Genomic DNA, 17,961 nt, shown 5'->3' on the forward strand with positions numbered 1-17,961 from the left:
AGGGGATAAATAAGTTTAAAAGTAGTTAGGCAACTAGAGAAAGTTTGTAAGCAAAGAACTGAAAGGACATGACCATTTGCTGCTAAAAAAGTTTAGATTCCTTTTTTAATAACTTCTTTCAGTACTTGTCCAACGAAACCAAAGAGTAAAGTAAAAAATAAGAAAGGTAGTCTCTACCAATAAGGGAAAATTAAATAATGCACAGATTGAAAAGAATGCTTAATTAATTTAATTAATAATGCTATACTAAAAAGGACTATATTAAACTAAAAAGGAGTTAACTTATGAAACGTGGGACATTTCAATTAATGAAATCAGTTAATAAATCAACAATACTAAATAAAATTCGCTTATGCGAACCGTTATCACGTGCTAAAATTGCACAAGAGACAGGAATTACGCCCCCTACTGTTAGCAGTATCGTTAAGGAACTAATTGCTGAAAACTTAGTTGAAGAAAGTATCCTTGGTGAATCTAGGGGGGGAAGAAAACCAACCATGCTTTTAATCAAGCGAAATGGGCATTATATTATTGGGATAGACGCTGGTTCAAATGTAATTAAAGGCGTTGCTACTGATCTAGTGGGAACAATATTATCTGAAACAGAAATAAAAATATTGCCCCATATTAGCAAAGAATATTTTTTACAAACATTAAAAGAAGTTGCTCGGACAATCTTTTCAGGAATCAAGGACAAAAAGAAAATAGTAGGGATAGGCGTTGCTATGCATGGTGTAGTAGATGTTTCAGCAGGTGTTTCACTCTATTCTTCTAATTCAGGCTTACGCGATATTCCGATTAAAGAAGAACTTGAAAAAGAATTTAACGTAATGGTTATGGTAGAAAATAATTCACGGACAATGGCATTAGGGGAATACTGGTTTGGCGATCATGAAGAAGTAGATAGTTTAGTGGCAATCAATATCGGAAGAGGTGTCGGCTCGGGGATAGTAGACAAAGGTCGACTATACTATGGAGCGCAAGACATTGCTGGTGAAATGGGCCATATGGTAATGGAGTTGAATGGCAGATTGTGTAGCTGCGGCAATAGAGGCTGTTTTGAGACATTTGTTACGGGTGATGCCATTGTTAAACGAGCAAAAGAACAAATAAAAGACGCACCCGCTGATCTAACAGCTGAAGATGTCTATTTGTATGCAAAAGAAAATAAACTAGACTATCTTGCTATTTTAGAGGAAACTGGCCAACTGATTGGTATCGGCGTAGTTAACTTGATTCATATGCTAAACCCTAATAAAATTGTTTTAGGAGGTGGGGTCTTGAATAGCGAAGAATTCTTGATGCCAGCTATCCATCGTACGATTCAAGAACGTGCATTGACTGAAAAAGCAAGGATGAATACGAATATTGAAGTATCTATGCTAGGAAAGAATGCAACAATATTAGGCGCAGTAGCATTATTATTAGCAGAAATTTTTTAAAAACAATAGAGATGAAGCTTTTTTTTAAAAGCGAATCTCTATTGTTTTATTTTTTTAATTATTGTGTTGACAAATGAACCAACAGTCTATAAAATACTAATTAACAGCTTAGTTAATTAATTTAATTAAGATGGATAACACAAAGAAACTATCTATTCTAAAGAAGGGAGCAAGAGGACAAAATAAATGATTTTTTATTTAACATAAGATCTATCTTAGAAAACTGTTCATTTTGGCTAGTCCAATACCATTGAAATGAATCCGCTTTCGGATTTGTTTTTTGAGAAAAGAGAGGAGTTAATAAATTGAGAAGATTAGGAATTTCAGTTTATCCCAACCACAGTGAAGTAGAAGAGGTAAAGGCGTATATTGAACTAGCTTCAAAATACAACTTCAAACGAATCTTTACTTGTCTACTATCGGTAGAAGGAAATAAAGAAAAAGTCATTAAAGAATTCAAAGAAATTATCGCAGTTGCTAAAGACAACGAAATGGAAGTCATTGCAGATGTTAGCCCACAGCTTTTTGAAGAATTAGGGATTAGTTATACTGATTTATCTTTTTTTAAAGAAATAGGTGCAAATGGAATTCGTTTAGATAATGGTTTTACAGGAAATGAAGAGTCAGTTATGACGTTTAATCCACAAGGATTGAAAATAGAACTGAATGTTAGTAATGGAACAAAATACTTAGAGAATATTTTAAGTTATCAAGCAAATCCATCTAATTTGTATGGGTGCCATAATTTTTATCCTCATAAATACACAGGTCTAGGTTATGATCACTTTATAGCAACAAGCAAACAATACAAAGAGCAAGGAATTAAAACAGCTGCTTTTGTTAGTTCTAAGACAGCTACCATTGGTCCATGGCCCGTAAGTGAAGGCTTATGTACCTTGGAGATGCACCGCGAACTACCTATTGTGACACAAGCTAAACACTTATGGGCAACGGAATTAATTGATGACGTTATTATTGGAAACGCTTTTGCATCTGAGGAAGAACTAAAGGCTTTAAGCGAAATAGATCCATACCAATTGATTCTTAATTGTGAACTAGTTGAAGAAATTCCTGAAACAGAACAGAAAATTGTGTTAGAAGAACCTCACTATAACCGTGGTGACGTTTCAGATTATGTTATCCGCTCAACTCAAAGTCGTGTGAAATATAGTGGACATGAATTTCCAGCATTTAATACACCAGCAATCAAAAAAGGAGATATTTTAATCGAAAGTTCTCTTTACGCTCGTTATGCAGGTGAATTGCAAGTTGCGCGTTTACCAATGGAAAATTCAGGTAGAACAAATGTAGTTGGATGGGTTGTGGAAGAAGAAGTCTTCTTATTAGATTTAATCAAACCATGGCAAAAATTCAAGTTTCACCAAAAAAGAATTAATCTAATAAAAGTTAACACTAGTGTTGCATGAAACATTATGTGTTTCACAAATTTGTTTATATTATTCCAATATGCAAAAAAGTCCTTTATACTGAACTCAGATGACTCATCCAAGACCAATAAAAAGGACCTAACACATGGATAAGTATAAAACAAATTCTGCTTTTAATAAATGGTTTTCTTCCATTAAGCTAAATCTTTTACCAAGCTCTATTCAAAAAAAGATTGTTGACTTTGATAAATACCATAAGAAACTTAGTTTCTTCCAAGCTCTTCAACTTTTTCTTCATGGAATCAATGACGAAAAAGAAAGTCTTAGAGAGATGGATGCGGCTTTTGTTTCGAAAGAACTTCAAAAAGAAATGTGTATGACTAGTATCAGTTATTCTCAGCTCTCTAGAACTCTCTCAAAAATAGATTCAGAGATTCTTTTAGCCATTTTTAGTCAGCTAGTTAGTCAGGCTAAAAATAAAAGGCCCGTAACGAAACGAAATAGTCTCTACCTAATTGATTCTTCGACGTTTTCACTTAACCAAAACCTTTATCAATGGGCTGATTTTCGTAAAACAAAATCAGGAGTTAAGCTTCACTTAAAACTTTGCTTTATGGATAATGAACATCTTTACCCAGATGAATTCACACTGACTAACGCCGTCGAGCACGATACAAATCAGTTAGAAGTATTGGTTAATCAACCTGAAGCGACTTATGTGTTTGATCGCGGTTACCTTGATTTTGAACGATTAGATACGATGCACTCGCAGGGCTACTTCTTTGTGACAAGAATCAAAAAGAATACAAAAGTTCATGTTTTAGAACCATTAGTAGCTTCCAAGAGTGAGTCCGTTATCAGCGACCAAATGGTCGCATTAGGTGCTCAGAACCATCTAACGTCCAGATTTCGTTTAGTAACCGTTCAAGACAAAAAGGGGAAAACTCTCCAGTTTATTACCAATCGTTTTGACTGCTCCTCTACTGACATTGCAGAAATGTACAAAGCACGTTGGCAAATAGAGCTGTTCTTCAAGCATATTAAACAACATATGACGATTAAAAAGTTTTTTTCGAGAAGTGAAAAAGGGGTTGTCAATCAGCTGATTTTAGCCATGATTGCCAGTTTATTAACCTATTTGATTAAGTTAAAAACAAAAAGTAAACAGTCTGTTTTCCAAATCAAACGATTTTTTCGTTATCTGTTATTTCAACCGGCAGAAGAATGGTTTAATCTTTTGATACCGACTTAGACCCTTAAAGAAAGGGTGTCCGTTGGTAATGGAATCAGTTGAATAAGCAAAATTTTCTGGAAATAGTCATCTTTTGCGTAAGCACTCCCTTTTTTTGCCTTTTTTCAGAAAAACAAGAAATGAGGTCAAATTAAGCTATGTTTATGCAACACTAGTGAAAAGTTAATTAAAATAATTAAAGGGAAACCTTTGGAGGAGTTAATTTAAATGGATCATTTTATAGCATTTATGGAAAAACACTTTATCCCTCACGCAGCTAAAATAGGGGCACAACGTCACCTAGTAGCTATCCGGGACGCTTTCGTCGTCACTATGCCATTATTAATTTTAGGATCATTAGCTGTATTGTTGAATAACCTGCCTATCCCATTTTTTCAAGACTTTATGAACAATGCGTTCGGTGAAGAACTTTGGAAGAGTTTTGGTGGAGCAATATGGAGTGGGACATTTGGTATCTTATCTGTCTTCATAGCCTTCTTAGTTGCCCGTAACTTAGCACATGGTTATGGCAAAGATGGTATCTCAGCTGGTGTCGTTTCGCTTGCTTCCTTCTTTACTATTGGTGGAGCAACCGGTATGTCTTCAAACGGCTTATTTATCGCGTTGATTATTGCTTTAGTATCAGCTGAAATTTTCTCTCGTTTAGTTGGAAATGAAAAACTGGTTATAGAAATGCCTGAAGGAGTTCCACCAGCTGTTGCTCGTTCCTTCGCAGCCTTGTTACCTGCCATTATTACTGTTAGTATTTTTGGCTTAATCTATACAATGTTTAGAGCTTTTGGGGTCACTGATATCGTTACATCATTCTACAATCTTGTTCAAAAACCGTTTCTTGGGTTAGCTAATACATTGCCATCAGCTATCTTATTAGCTTTTATTACACCTTTCTTATGGTTCTTTGGGTTACACGGTGCGAATATGATCGAACCTTTGATGCAATCAATCAATGCACCTGCGATTACCGCGAATGCTGAAGCTTTGGCAAACGGAGATATTGCACCATTTATCGTAAATAAGCCATTCTTTGATAGTTTTGTAAACTTAGGTGGTACAGGTGCAACATTAGGTTTAATTATTGCCATTTTCCTTTTTGGACGTCGCAATAAAGCTTATAAAATCGTTACAGGGTTGAGTACAGCACCAGGATTATTTAATATAAATGAGCCAATGATGTTTGGTTTACCAATCGTATTAAATCCGATTATGTTTATTCCGTTTATATCAACACCAGTTGTATTAGTAATTGTAGCCTATTTTGCAACATCATTTGGATTAGTACCTGCAGCAGTCACAATGCCACCCTGGGTAACACCACCAATAATCGGCGGTGTACTTGCTACACAAAGTATTGCTGGCGGAGTATTAGCAGCCGTAAATTTAACTATCTCAGTCTTAATATATGCTCCATTTGTTAAAATAGCCGAAATACAAGCTTTAAAAAGAGAAGCAGAAGCAACAGAAGTTTAAAAAAATAGAAAATAGTTAAAGATATTAGTCCAGAAAGATACTGCTACTCTTTTTTGGACTAATGTATTTTTTATTAGCTAAAAATAGTGTTGTTGGATTTTAAATCCATCAATGCTTTTTTTGTGCGTCAGGTATGGCCAATAACTTAATAGTGAAAGCTTACTAGAGGTTTACAGTAGGAATTCGGGCGCGAGCAGTCACGCTGAAAAATAGAACTATTGTATAAGGTTACACGGAAATAGATAAGCGCACATAACGAAATAAGTTCTAATAGTGCACGGTTCTCCTACAGTAAAGGAGGTCGATGCAACTTAGTACTAGAGAATACACCGTAGCAAAAGCTTAGAGATAGTTACCTTTGGAGAAATAAGTTAGAAACGAAAAAGGACAAGGCTACGTGTAGAGAACTACAGTATAAATATGCAGAAACAAAATGGTTCTTCATTAATGACTATAATAAATTAAGAATAGCGAGTAAGAAATTGTGTCAAAATAGAAAAGCAGCTTGTATGACTGAAATAATCCGTTCATAAAATAAATAAATATCTCTTGAAATACGAAAAAAAAAAGTTGAAAAAAGGTTGGCTAAAAGGTATCAGCCGCAATCTGTCAATCAGATATTAGTTTCAAAAATAAATAGAGGAACTTGAAATCTAGGAATCCTGGGAAATAGTAAATACCAGTAAGAGATACTAAAGTGTTAAGGAAAAGTCTTACTCACAAATAAAAAAAGTTGGCAAAGTCGGGGTCTAAAAGAAAACCCCCAACCTTACCAACAAGGATACTTAACATATTAAACTGTTGTATACCCAGCGATAAAGTGAGAAGCAGACAGGCGAATTAACACGCCTGTCTGCTTCTCACTTTCATTAGCCGATAGTATAGCTTACTTGTCAACCTTTTTTTATTTCGTCAACAAGTATTTCTCGATAGCGGTTGCAACACCATTTTCATTGTTTGTTCCCGTTACTTCATCGGCAAGCTCAAGTACAGCTTTATAAGCATTGCCCATCGCAATACTTTTCCCTGCAAAACTAAGCATGGATAAGTCATTTTCTTGATCACCAATAGCGAGTACGTCTTGCTGGTCAATATCCAAACGTTCACACAAAGAATGGAGTGCATTACCTTTACTTGCTGTACTATTTAAAATTTCAAAAAAGTTTGGGCCGCTCTTAGCAGCATAAAACCTTGAAAAGAATTCTTTTGGTAGTTGGTTAATAAAGTGATCCAATTTAAATTTTTCTCCACTAAAAATAGCTTTTGAAGGCACAAAATTTTCAGGAAGGTCATAAATATTGCGGTAATACAAAGGCGTATTGTTGAAATAAGCTTCTTGTATCGTATATTTGCCAATGTGTTGGTTGGGTGTATAGATTGAGTGCTCATCGTCAAAATGAACAGAACAGCCAACACGCTCGCTCAATAGATACAAATAAGATAAGTCTTCTTTTGTTAGATTTACCCGCGAAAGAGTGGTATGTGTTCTAGCTTCTTTTACTAACGCACCGTTAAAACAAACAGCATAATCAATAAATTGATTTCCTATATCGTGAGCAACTTTAACAACGCCATCATAAGATCGTTCAGTACAAAGCACAATTTTAACACCGGCTTGGTGGGCTTTTCTAATTGCGTTAATGACTTCAGTTGTTAATTCTTTCTGATCGGTTAATAAGGTACCATTGACATCAAGAGCAAGTATTTTATACATCATTTTTTCCCTCACTATCGTTTTCATTTTTTGAACGAATCTCTTTAGCTAGCGTCTTAATGATAATACACACAACTTAATTATTCAATGAAACCTTAAATTATTTTGACTATTTATCCAATTAGAGTAGTTTTTTTCTTGAACGAGGCAATTTTTTGTTGATAAAATAGAACGAAACAAAAAATGCGATAACATCTGCTACTGGAACAGCGGCATAAACGCCGTATAGACCAAATAGGGAAGAAAAAATTAACAGAAGTGGAGTAAGGAAGATTAATTGACGAGCGAGATTTAAGAAACTAGCTAAGCGAACTTCTCCGATAGCTTGGAAATAGTTAGACCAAACAATTTGAAGACCAACTAATGGGAAACCAAGGGTCCAAATACGGATAGCCTTAACGCCTAAAGAGACGACAGCTGTTTCTTGATTAAACAGACTCACAACAAACTCTGGGAAAAGCTGAATGCCTAAGAATCCGGTGGTTGTAATAATAAAAGCAGCGATACTAGCTAGTTTAAGAGCTTGTTTGACTCGATCAACACGACCCGCTCCAGTGTTGTAACTGATGATAGGTTGCAATCCTTGAATGATACCAGAAATCAGCATAATAATTAACGTGGTTGAGCTCGTGATGATACCGGCTACCGAAATAGCTACGTCACCACCGTATTTAACCAATGTTGCGTTAATAATAATATTTAAAATACTATTAGCAATTTGAAGCAAGAAAGCTGGAATACCAGTCGTTAAAATTTCTTTTACGTAAGTAAGTTTTAACTTCATATTAGCTAAAGTTAACCGAACATTGCTGCGTTTTCCAGTGAAATAAGCTAATTGCCACACGACAGATAGGAATTGACCACCGATTGTTGCATAAGCTGCCCCTTTCATACCCCAACCCAACTGCATGATGAGGATGTAGTCAAAGATAATATTAAAACCAGCACCAATCATCATGCTGATCATTGAAATACGAGGATTGCCATCTGCTCTAGCAAAGTTATTCATCGTCATCGCTAGAGACTGGAAGACCCCACCGAATAAAATAATACTAAGATACTCAGAAGCAAAAGGTAAAACAGCATCACTAGCCCCAATGTTTCTTAAAATGGGTTCTAAAAAGATATTCCCTATAATGGTAAACGATAAACCAGCAATAATGGCCAAACTGATACCATTTCCTAAATAATGTTGCGCTTTGGTTGTCTCTTTCTTACCTAAGCTAATAGAAAAACGAGTGGCTCCGCCCACTCCCACTAATAGGCCAAATGCGATCATAACTAAAGTAATAGGGTAGGTGATAGAAACAGCTGCTAAGCCTAGCGAACCAAGATCGGGAGCATTCCCAATGAAGATTCGGTCGACGATGTTATAGACAGCGTTAACGAACATCCCGATGACAGCTGGAATTGAAAATTCTACCAATAAGGAAGAAATTTTATCTGTTTCGAGCTTATTTTTTTGAGGCATGTCTTTCCTTCTTTCTAATCTTTTTTTCTTATACTCTATTAAAAGTTACCTTACTCTAAAAAGAGTTTCATTAACAAAGATAGCAATCTCTTGATAGTAAGTCAATGTCTGGCTCTTTCAGCTCCTTACAAATAGGCAGAATCAGAAAAAATTCTTTTTCATCACTAAACAGTACAGCAAATCTAACGTAAATTTAAATAAAAACAAAAGAAAAAAGCTTAAAAAAGGGTTATTATTTTTAAAATGATTAGAGATAGGTTATACTGAATGTCATAAAGAGTTCACAAAATATAAAAAAAAGGAGAGATTGCAGATGAATAACTTTACAAATTCAATTAGTACAGGTTTTAATTCGTTTATGGGTTTCTTACCCACATTATTAGGAGCAATTGCACTAGTAGTATTAGCTTGGATCATTGCTATCGCAGTACGTAAGGGATCACAAAAAGGCTTGAAAGCAGTAGGATTTAATCGTTTATTGACAAAATGGGGGTTGACGAATACAAACGAACAGGCCGCCAGTACCATTGACTCCATTAGTAATGTGCTTTATTACTTAGTTTGGCTAATTTTTATCCCAGGTATCTTAAGCATGCTAGGATTAAACGCGATTGCCTCGCCAATTACAAATATGTTTGATTCAGTATTATCCTTTATACCAAACTTATTTGCAGCAGCAGTTATCTTAGCCTTTGGGATTTTCATTGGGCGTTTTGTTAAAAATTTGGTTTACAATTTATTAATTACGTTAAATATTGATAAATGGATTGCTAAAATGACGAGTTCCGAAGAAGTTACTGATAGCGCAACACCTTCTGTCTCACAAAAAATGACAATCGCCAAAGTATTAGCAAATGTCGTTTACATTATTATTCTTGTACCTATTATTACTGTAGCACTTGAAACATTGAATATAGAAAGTATTTCAGAGCCCATTATTATGGTGTTAAATCAAGTGTTAGCAGCGATTCCAAACGTAATCGTAGCCGTTATTTTAATTGGCGTAGGTATCGTATTAGCTAAATTTGTTGGAGATTTAATTTCTGGCTTGTTGCTAGGAACAGGAATCAACAAATTAAACAAATACCTTAAAACACCTGGCTCAATGATGCCATCAGTTGATTTAGCTAAAGTAATTGGTCAAATTATCCAAGTTGTTTTAGTTGTATTCTTTGTGGTTGAAGCTTTGAATGTCTTGAACTTAGAAGTGTTAAATACTATTGGTACAGCAGTTATTGCTTACTTGCCACTTGTGCTTAGTGCCTTGATTATTTTAGGAATTGGTTTAATTGGTGGAACATTACTGGGTAACTTTATTACTCAGACAACGGGGAGTCGTATGTCAGGTAATGTCATCAAGTATATTTTAATTGTAATGGCCGTCTTCATGGGATTAGATCAATTGAAATTTGCGACAAGTATTGTTAATTACGCATTCTTATTGATTCTTGGAGGACTTTCAGTTGCGTTTGCCCTTTCTTTTGGTATCGGTGGTCGCGACTTCGCCAAACGTCAACTTGAAAAAGTAGAAACAAAAGTAGAAAAAGAACAAAAAGAATAAGTTTTTACCTTTTCCACTAAGACGATAAGCCTGGTTCTCGTAACTGAAAATCAGGCTTATTTTTTAATGGCAATAAAAAAATTCTTAGAAGAGCCCTTTCAATTTAGTAGAAAAGACGTTTCTAGTCTGTTAAATGAGGGAGTATGATACACTATAAGCTCAGAGTGAAAAGATAAACAGGCTAATTTTGAAATAAAAAAGACTTAATCCATTTCATTGAAAACTTAGGTTAACGAGCTAACGAAGCCGTCCTTATTTAAAAAATAAAAAAATTCCTTATTATTAGGTTCATGAGAAAAGAACAATGAACTAGATAGGATAAATTATCGTACATGAATAAAGAATAAAAAATGAAAAGTAAAAAGAAAGGGATTGTGTTTCATTTGAATCGTTTAACGGAGAAATTTAAAGAAGTCTTACTGGCTGTTTTACCCATTGTCGTGATTGTTTTTATTTTACATTTAACCATTGCACCTTTAGAAATAAACTTATTAATCAAGTTTTTATTAGGAGCTTTATGTATTGTGGCGGGGTTAGCCATTTTCTTATTGGGAACAGATATTGGAATCATACCGATAGGCTCTAAATTAGGTAAAGGGGTAGCAAAAAGCAATAAAATTTGGGTTGTCGTCATTGCTGGCTTAGCGCTTGGATTTTTTATTTCAATAGCAGAACCGGATTTGCATATCTTGGGCAATCAAATTGCTGAGGTAACTGGTGGAGTGATTTCGAGCACCAGTATTTTGTTAAATGTCTCACTAGGAGTCGCACTAATGGTCACAATTGGTTTACTTAGAATTGTATTTAACTTTCCTTTATACAAACTACTGACAGGTATTTATCTAGTTATTTTTATTTTATCCTTATTCACATCCAATGAATTCTTATCGATTGCGTTTGATGCCTCAGGTGCTACAACGGGAGCTTTGACCGTTCCATTCATGTTGGCACTCGCCTTAGGTATTTCATCTTTAAAAAAAGCTGGCAAAACGTCTAAAGAAGATAGTTTCGGATTGGTAGGAATTGCTTCGTCTGGGGCCATTATGGCCGTGATGCTAATGAATATTTTTGGTGGAGAAAAGAATATCCAAGGAGCGTTAGATGTTAATGCCAATGGAACAACGTCTATTCTTCAATCATTTCTGACAACCATTCCAACGATTTCAAAAGAAATCTTCTTAGCTTTATTTCCAATTTTAGCTATTTTTATGGGCTATCAATGGTTCTTTTTAAAACTGTCTAAAAAGAAACTAGCGAAAATATTAAAAGGTGTTGTCTATGTTTTTATTGGACTTGTTTTATTTTTAGTAGGAGTAAATGCAGGCTTTATGGAGGTGGGTAGTGTCATCGGTTATACCCTCGCATCGCTTGATAGCACGGTTTATTTACTCTTAATTTCTTTTGTTTTAGGATTGGTGACAATCCTAGCAGAACCGGCTGTGTACGTCTTAACACACCAAATTGAGGATGTAACCCAAGGCTATGTTAAACGGAAAATCATTCTTTTAGCTTTATCACTAGGTGTTGGATTAGCAGTACTATTATCAATGATCCGTATCTTAATTCCAGGACTATTGCTCTGGCATATGCTCTTACCAGGGTACATTCTAGCTATTGGCTTGATGTATGTGATACCAAAAATGTTTGTCGGGATGGCTTTTGATGCTGGTGGTGTTGCTTCAGGTCCAATGACAGCGACTTTTATTTTAGCCTTCGTTCAAGGGGCAGCTGAGGCAATAGAAGGAGCAGATGTATTGATGGATGGCTTTGGCATGATTGCAATGGTAGCCATGATGCCTATTATCACACTACAATTAGTCGGATTAATCTTTAAGTTTAAATCTGGAAAGGGTGGACTCCAAAAAAATGGAACTAAAAAATAACGTTATTCTTGGTATGGACTATGAAATTATGTGTGTCATCGTTACTGTTGGTAAAGGCAGTAAAGTATTAAAAATAGGTAAGCAAAATGGAATCTCTGGAGGCACCATTTTTTATGGTCAAGGCACGATTAACAATAATCTTCTTAAGTTATTAGGTTTAGATGATGTTCGCAAAGAAATCGTTATTCTAGCTGCTGATAGAGAAGTTGTAAAAGGCGCGCTAGAAAATTTCACTAAATTACTGCACTTAGATAAACGCAATCAAGGGATAGTATTTACAGTTCCAATTGCGAATCTTTTAGGCAATAAAAATTGTGTCTATTCACAAAATGCAATCAGCAGAAAGGTTGATCAAGTTATGTACCAAGCTATTTTTACAATTGTAGATTCTGGCGAAGCTGAAGATGTTATCGCAGCAGCTGTTGCAGCAGGTTCTCAAGGAGGCACTGTGATTAGTGGTCGAGGAGCAGGAAGTCATGAAAGCAGCAAGTTATTTTCAATGGATATTGAGCCGGAAAAAGAAATTGTCTTAATTTTAACAGAGTCACAAACAACCGATGCAATCGTTGCATCCATTAGCCATGCCATGGAGATAGAAAAGCCAGGAAACGGTGTTTTATTTACTTTGGATGTCAATAATACAAGAGGACTATTTTAACAAATAACTCAATAAAAAAGTTGAAAAAATCTGTTCTTCTTTTTAATTGACAGAAGATACAAAAACAGGCTACTATATTAATTAAACATACGAAGTTTCTATTGAGGAAGAGGTGAAAAAATGAATTTAAATGAGAAAGAAAAGGAAATACTAGCCGCTATTAAAATAAATCCTTATATTAGTCAACAACAACTAGCTGATGAAATAGGGTTGTCACGATCATCCATTGCCAATCTAATTTCAGGATTAGTAAAAAAAGACTACCTTGTCGGAAAAGCTTATATTTTAGTTGAAAAAAAACCCGTTATTTGTATTGGGGCTGCCAATATAGATAGACGTTACCTATTGACTAATCCACTAGCGATGAGAATAACCAATGATGTAAAAGAGCGTTTTTCAGTTGGGGGTTGTGCCCGAAATGTTGCAGAAAATTTAGGGAGACTCGGGATTGAATCGACGTTGCTTTCGATTGTTGGAAATGATCCTCATTGGCAATTGATTAAAGAATATTCTGAACACTTTATGGATGTTTCCCAAGTTGATACAATTGAAAATGAATCAACGGGTGTGTTTGTTGAAGTGTTAAATCCAAAAGGGGCTATCGAATTCAGCTTGACAGATATGGATATCTACCAATACATGACTCCTGAATGGCTAAGTAAATATCTTGGTTTATTGAAAGAAGCGGAATATTTAGTAGCAGATTTGAATCTTCCTAAAGAAACTTTAGAGTTCTTAGTCTCTTTTAAAACCACCTATCAAATTCCGCTTATTTTAATTTCAGCGAGTGTCTTAAAAATGAAAAATTTACCAGCTAATCTAAAAAGTGTCGATTTATTTATCGTAAAATACAATGAATCAGAAGCCTTCTTTAAAATACCGGTAAATTCAAAAGAAGAAATGGAAAAAGTGGCTTTAAAATGGTTAACATTTGGGCTGAAAAGTGTGGCTGTTACTAAAAATAATGAACAAATTGTCCTGAGAACCGATAAAGAGAAAATTTATCATTATTTAAATAAGGGTAGCGTAAATAAAAATTACAACTGGGGATTGAACGAAGCCGGTTGTGCAGGGATTATCTATGCTTATAAAAAAAGAAAATCAACAAAAGAAAGACTCGTATACGGTTTAATGAACGCTTATCAGACCTCGAAGACTCTTCATCTGATTCGCCCAAATCTGACAGCTAATCAATTGGAAAAAGAAGTAAGTCTATTTTCTCAAATAGAAAAAAATAAGGCAGATAAAGATAAACGCATACGCGATAAAGCCTTAAAAGAGGTGCAATCATTAAATGAAGAGTAGAGTTATCTGAATAGATTGAGTTGTTTGATTGGTTTTTTCTTGATTGTATTCATTCTTTTAAAAAGGAATACAATCAAGAAAAAAATAGAAAAAACAGGTACATAATAGCATGAATAAATGGGTAAAACAGATTAAAGACAGTTTATTTGAAAAGGGAGCTAGAAAAGATGTTATCTTCCTGTCTGTAAACCAATTTAAATGAAAACCACCCACATTTGAGTTATCAAGTGTGGGTAGTTTTGTATACTATTAGTTTTTATCTTCAGTTGGGGTATCTTTTTTGAGTCGTTTTAAATGTGCCGGATCTTTAAAAGGTTCGAAGTCCTCTGATTTAGGCTCTTCTTTAGATTTTCTATCACGATCTTCTTTTGGCAAATCATTTAAATTCTCGTCATTGATATACGTTTTTAATGAAGCGGTATCAAGCAAGGGCTGGTTATCTTCTTTACCCGTTTTTTGGTTATCCATATCTGATCACCTCCTTTTCAGTATAACATAAAACTAATAAAACCGCTTTCCGTTTGAATCTATGGTAAAATAAAGGTACAAGAAATTACTCAAAGTAAAAAGAGTAAAAAAGAAGTTTTATTTAAATAAGAACAGTAAAAAGTTTTAATACGTGGAGGAATTTTTTATGTCGGGATGGACTAATGCATTTATTATAGTAGGATTAATTATTTTATTGGGGCTCTATTTGCTTACTCAAAATAAATGGCTTCAAGTGAAACAGTTTCATATTAAATTGCCAAACTCAGGTAAAGGAATTAAAGGTAAAAAAATTATCCAGCTTTCGGATATCCATATCCCTAGACAAGGCGTATTGCTATCGCAACTTATAAAAAAAGTAGCCTTAGAAAAACCTGATTTGATTGTCTTGACGGGCGATCTTATTGATGTAAGAGGAGAATTTAAAAGAGAGACTTTACAAAAATTAGCTCAGTCACTCGTTCACATTGCGCCGACTTACGCTGTGAGCGGAAATCACGATGCAAAAGGTGGATACTTAAAAGAGTGGGAAGATGCTTTAACAACAGCTAATGTAAGAGTCTTGATTGATGAGGCTGAGTGGATTCCATTTGAAGAAGACGGATTCCTTTTAATGGGTTTATCTGAAAAAGAAGACTTTGATAGTACACCAAGACCCATTCTCAAAAGTATCGCCTTGACTAAAGAGATGCAAAATCAGCCTAAAATATTACTAGCACATCACCCAGAATTATTTGAAGACTATTTAATGGATTTAACCCGAGTACCGGACTTGATTCTAAGTGGACATGCACATGGCGGGCAAATTAGACTACCTTTTATAGGAGGACTCTTTTCCCCTGGACAAGGCCGCTTTCCTAAATACACAGATGGCGTTTATTACTACCCAGAAATGCCAGGCAACAGGATGATTGTTAGTCGAGGGATTGGAAATTCAACGTTCCCTTTTCGTATCAATAATCGCCCTGAAATAGTAGTTATCGTATTAGATTAATCTCATAGGACCATTCGTTACTAAAATCCTGTTTCTAAAAAAAGAAATAGGATTTTTTTATTTTTGCAAGGGTTTTCTTTTGAAATTTTACCTATAGTTCGTTAAACTGTAGGTAGAATGAAGAGGAGAGTGATCATTATGGTTGAAAGCTTATTAGACAGAACACCGTTAAATAATGGTTATACCATTCCAGGAATTGGATTGGGAACAAGTGGAATGATGGGGATAGAAGCAGAAGATGCTGTATTCTATGCCATCAATAATGGGTATCGTTTGATTGACACAGCTTCTGTTTATGATAATGAAGAGGATGTTGGAAAAGGCATTAATCGTGCAATCAATGCCGGTGTTTCGCGTGATGAAATTTTTGTTACAACTAAAATATGGAAAACCGATATGGGGTTTGACAATGCCATCCAGTCTTTTGATCAAAGTTTAAATCGATTAAATCAAAAATATGTTGACTTGTTACTAATCCATTGGCCAGATAAAGATGATGACGTAAACTTAGATACATGGCGCGCTTTAGAATCTATCTATGAATCAGGACGTGCACGTTCAATCGGCGTCTGCAACTTTAACCATAAAAACCTAGCAACGTTATTAGAAGAAGTTAAAGTAAGACCAGCAACCAATCAATTTGAAATGTATCCAGGCCATAGTGGTCAAGATACAAACGACTATTGTAATAGCGAAAATATCGTTTCAATGGCTTATAGTCCAATCAAAAAAGGCAACATTAGTAAAGAAAATAGAACGATGACATTGGCTAAGAAACACAACAAGACACCAGAACAAATTGCTTTGCGCTGGGCAGTTCAAAGAGGGACTATCCCGATTCCAAAATCGAGTCATAAAGAACGGATTAGAGAAAACGGAGACATCTTTGATTTCTTTTTAGATAATGAAGATATGGACTTTTTAAATGATTTAGATATGAAACAAGGTAGGAAGCAACGATTAAGAGACAATATACCAGGAACGTTAGAACGCAAAAACCGTAGAAAATTTAATGGCTAATAATGGTCTGTTTTAATCATAGAAAGAAGATAAGCCTCGTGCTTGTCTTCTTTCTTTTTAGACTGACCTCACTCCCATTCAGTTTTTTATAAAAAAAGAATCAAGATGCAGTAATAGCCAATAAAAAAAGATGATCCGTTTAACTTTAAAGAAATAGTCATTAAGAAGATCAGTCTTTCTAAATGAATTAAAATTTGTTATGATAAAGTCAGAATAATGATTACTTTATAGTTAAAGGTAAATCAGAAAAAAATAAAGAGATGTTCTTAATCTACTTGGAGGAGACTAGCGATGACATTGCGTTTAGGAATTATTGGAACAAATTGGATTACCAATCAGTTTATTGATGGTGCAATTAAAACAGGATTATATACAATGACTGGCGTCTATTCAAGAACCGTTGAAAAGGCTAAAGCATTCGGCGAACCTTATGGAGCAACTGTTTTTGAAACAGACCTAGCGTCATATGCTAACCACCCAGACTTAGATGTTGTTTACATTGCCTCACCTAATAGCTTGCATTTCGAACAAGCGATGGCATTAATGAAAGCAGGTAAACATGTCATTGTTGAAAAGCCGATGTTTTCTAATCCGAGAGAATGGGAAGCTGCTGTGAAAGTAGCCAATGAAAATAAGGTTTTCTTGTTTGAAGCAGCTCGTCACATTCATGAAGAAAATTTTAAGCTGGTTAAAGATAACATTCAAAAAATCAGCCATGTTCAAGGGGCTAGCTTAATGTATATGAAGTATTCTTCTCGTTATGATCAAGTCCTAGCTGGCAAAGAGCCAAATATCTTTTCATTGAAGTTCTCAGGTGGAGCGTTAGCTGATTTAGGTGTTTACCCTCTTTATGCAGCATTATCATGGTTTGGTGTGCCAAAATCAAGCCAGTATTTCTGCACAAAATTAGCAACAGGCGTAGACGGTAAAGGAACCGTTATTTTGCGTTACGATACCTTTGATGTCACTATTCAAACTGGTAAGATTGCTAATTCTTATTTGCCATCTGAAATTTATGGTTTAGATGAAACCCTCTTATTAGATGGTGTTTCAGATATTGCGTGTATCGAACGGGTTGACCGCAAGACGAATCTAAAAGAAACTATTTCGCAACCGATTACCCAAGCACCGATGATGGAAGAAGCCGAGGCTTTTGCTAAAGTCATCAACAACCCTACAGACAAAGAAGCCTTAAAAGATTACGCGGACTGGCAAGAGTTAAGCCGCCAAGTTAATATCTTATTAACATCTTTGCGTATAGATGCAGGCATTGTTTACGAAGCAGACCAAGAAAAATAAATCGACTAAAAAAGACTCAGT

The 17,961-nt window shown here is 35.1% G+C and carries 14 protein-coding genes; 11 read left to right on the plus strand and 3 right to left on the minus strand.

The annotated features are described in order from the left end of the window. Positions 1–284 precede the first annotated feature (284 nt). The 4 genes from B9Y54_RS07445 to B9Y54_RS07460 all read left to right on the plus strand — a co-directional run bounded on the left by B9Y54_RS07445 (position 285) and on the right by B9Y54_RS07460 (position 5,549). Positions 285–1,442, plus strand: a complete 1,158-nt coding sequence (locus tag B9Y54_RS07445) for an ROK family transcriptional regulator (protein WP_085559676.1) — start codon at positions 285–287, stop codon at positions 1,440–1,442. A 305-nt stretch (positions 1,443–1,747) separates the two neighbouring features. Further along, on the plus strand, positions 1,748–2,869 hold the full coding sequence (locus B9Y54_RS07450; RefSeq protein WP_085559677.1) for a DUF871 domain-containing protein: 1,122 nt from the start codon (positions 1,748–1,750) through the stop codon (positions 2,867–2,869). Between the two features lie 106 nt (positions 2,870–2,975). Then, entirely contained in the window at positions 2,976–4,082 is a 1,107-nt protein-coding gene (locus B9Y54_RS07455) for an IS4 family transposase (RefSeq protein ID WP_085559169.1), read from the plus strand. A 207-nt stretch (positions 4,083–4,289) separates the two neighbouring features. Next, positions 4,290–5,549 (plus strand): PTS sugar transporter subunit IIC, encoded by a 1,260-nt coding sequence (locus B9Y54_RS07460; protein WP_085559678.1) that lies wholly within the window; start codon positions 4,290–4,292, stop codon positions 5,547–5,549. Between the two features lie 904 nt (positions 5,550–6,453). On the opposite strand, the gene B9Y54_RS07465 is transcribed toward B9Y54_RS07460, so the two are convergent. After that, positions 6,454–7,266: a Cof-type HAD-IIB family hydrolase gene (locus B9Y54_RS07465; RefSeq protein ID WP_159446069.1), complete on the minus strand. Its 813-nt coding sequence runs from the start codon at positions 7,264–7,266 to the stop codon at positions 6,454–6,456. A 118-nt stretch (positions 7,267–7,384) separates the two neighbouring features. Beyond that, positions 7,385–8,734 carry an MATE family efflux transporter gene (locus B9Y54_RS07470; protein WP_085559680.1) on the minus strand — a complete coding sequence of 450 codons (1,350 nt, stop codon included), beginning with the start codon at positions 8,732–8,734 and terminating at the stop codon, positions 7,385–7,387. Positions 8,735–9,047: 313 nt separating this feature from the next. On the opposite strand from B9Y54_RS07470, the gene B9Y54_RS07475 reads away from it, so the two are divergent. The 4 genes from B9Y54_RS07475 (at position 9,048) to B9Y54_RS07490 (ending at position 14,141) form a co-directional block, all read left to right on the plus strand. Continuing rightward, entirely contained in the window at positions 9,048–10,295 is a 1,248-nt protein-coding gene (locus B9Y54_RS07475) for a mechanosensitive ion channel (RefSeq protein WP_085559681.1), read from the plus strand. Positions 10,296–10,645: 350 nt separating this feature from the next. Further along, positions 10,646–12,178: a DUF1538 domain-containing protein gene (locus B9Y54_RS07480; protein ID WP_200805363.1), complete on the plus strand. Its 1,533-nt coding sequence runs from the start codon at positions 10,646–10,648 to the stop codon at positions 12,176–12,178. Then, positions 12,162–12,836 (plus strand): P-II family nitrogen regulator, encoded by a 675-nt coding sequence (locus tag B9Y54_RS07485; protein ID WP_085559682.1) that lies wholly within the window; start codon positions 12,162–12,164, stop codon positions 12,834–12,836. The genes B9Y54_RS07480 and B9Y54_RS07485 overlap by 17 nt, the downstream gene beginning before the upstream one ends. Positions 12,837–12,956: 120 nt before the next feature. Further along, entirely contained in the window at positions 12,957–14,141 is a 1,185-nt protein-coding gene (locus tag B9Y54_RS07490; protein WP_085559683.1) for a PfkB family carbohydrate kinase, read from the plus strand. A 249-nt stretch (positions 14,142–14,390) separates the two neighbouring features. Here the strand turns inward: B9Y54_RS07490 and B9Y54_RS07495 are convergent, their stop codons facing one another. Next, the gene (locus B9Y54_RS07495; RefSeq protein ID WP_085559684.1) at positions 14,391–14,609 is read right to left on the minus strand and encodes a hypothetical protein; all 219 of its coding nucleotides are present in this window, start codon (positions 14,607–14,609) and stop codon (positions 14,391–14,393) included. A 166-nt stretch (positions 14,610–14,775) separates the two neighbouring features. On the opposite strand from B9Y54_RS07495, the gene B9Y54_RS07500 reads away from it, so the two are divergent. The 3 genes from B9Y54_RS07500 to B9Y54_RS07510 all read left to right on the plus strand — a co-directional run bounded on the left by B9Y54_RS07500 (position 14,776) and on the right by B9Y54_RS07510 (position 17,940). After that, a complete protein-coding gene (locus tag B9Y54_RS07500) occupies positions 14,776–15,621 on the plus strand; it encodes a metallophosphoesterase (protein ID WP_085559685.1) in 846 nt (281 codons plus the stop codon). Positions 15,622–15,759: 138 nt separating this feature from the next. After that, the gene (locus B9Y54_RS07505) at positions 15,760–16,641 is read left to right on the plus strand and encodes an aldo/keto reductase (RefSeq protein ID WP_085559686.1); all 882 of its coding nucleotides are present in this window, start codon (positions 15,760–15,762) and stop codon (positions 16,639–16,641) included. A gap of 291 nt (positions 16,642–16,932) precedes the next feature. Further along, positions 16,933–17,940 carry a Gfo/Idh/MocA family protein gene (locus B9Y54_RS07510; protein WP_085559687.1) on the plus strand — a complete coding sequence of 336 codons (1,008 nt, stop codon included), beginning with the start codon at positions 16,933–16,935 and terminating at the stop codon, positions 17,938–17,940. The last annotated feature ends 21 nt before the right edge of the window (positions 17,941–17,961 follow it).

It is taken from the genome of Carnobacterium iners (assembly GCF_900177385.1).
In the GTDB taxonomy this organism is placed as follows: domain Bacteria; phylum Bacillota; class Bacilli; order Lactobacillales; family Carnobacteriaceae; genus Carnobacterium_A; species Carnobacterium_A iners.